This is a genomic window from Streptomyces albidochromogenes (assembly GCF_005981925.1).
GTDB classification, from domain to species: domain Bacteria; phylum Actinomycetota; class Actinomycetes; order Streptomycetales; family Streptomycetaceae; genus Streptomyces; species Streptomyces albidochromogenes.
In genome coordinates this window covers 1-753 of sequence record NZ_VBVX01000696.1, presented here as the reverse complement: position 1 = coordinate 753, position 753 = coordinate 1, and the positions used below count along the sequence as shown (strand labels likewise).

Below are 753 nucleotides of genomic sequence, written 5' to 3'. Positions count from 1 at the left end.
CTATTGTATTTTTAAGTTACGTGAAGTTTTTGAATCATCTGTTACAGCATTCATGGATTTCTGAAATTATTTTGTATTTCTGATTTGCTTTGCAATTTAAATTTCGCCAACGGAATAAACTTCTTCAGAGGTCAACTTTTCACAAAAGAATGGTCTGTTAAAGAATGAATGATCCAATGGATAAACATTGGCACACCTGAAGATGTCGAGTTTGATCCTGACCTTTAATGGGTATTTTAAACCGATTAGCTAGACACATATTTGCCTTTGATCCGATAAGATTAAGCCGGCCTCACTACAAAACGTTTACATCAAGTCTTAGACTCCTAGTATATTCAAATCTATAAACTATACTGACTAATAAGAATACCTGAAGTTTCTGTTTTCCATATCCGTTAAATCTAAAAATTGGTAGTTATCAGGTAACTTATGTAATGGCTCATTATCTCTCTTTTCGTTTTCCTTTTTTGATAAATAACCAACTAAGAGAGTTAAGGGGACAGAAGCAACTTGTGTGACTAGAATCGCAATCTTGGCCGGTACGTATCCAGGAAAGTCTTTTGCCTGAAACATTTGAGGCCCAAGAAGGCAGGATAAACTGAAGAAAATCATTGTTAAGGCATTTCTAAACATTCTTTTTGTATATCCAGCCGTGTTGGCGCTATTCCATGCATAAATCAAAGTAATCGAAGAGGATCCACTGTACAATAAATAAAGAGCTAACAAGTTCCCTATCTGTTGCGTTATAATATT

General features: G+C 34.7%; 1 protein-coding gene. It reads right to left on the bottom strand.

Annotated features, from left to right (window positions below):
• Positions 1-357: 357 nt before the first annotated feature.
• The coding region (locus E2E34_RS37740) for an MFS transporter (RefSeq protein ID WP_208765423.1) at positions 358-753 on the bottom strand (396 nt) is incomplete at its 5' end.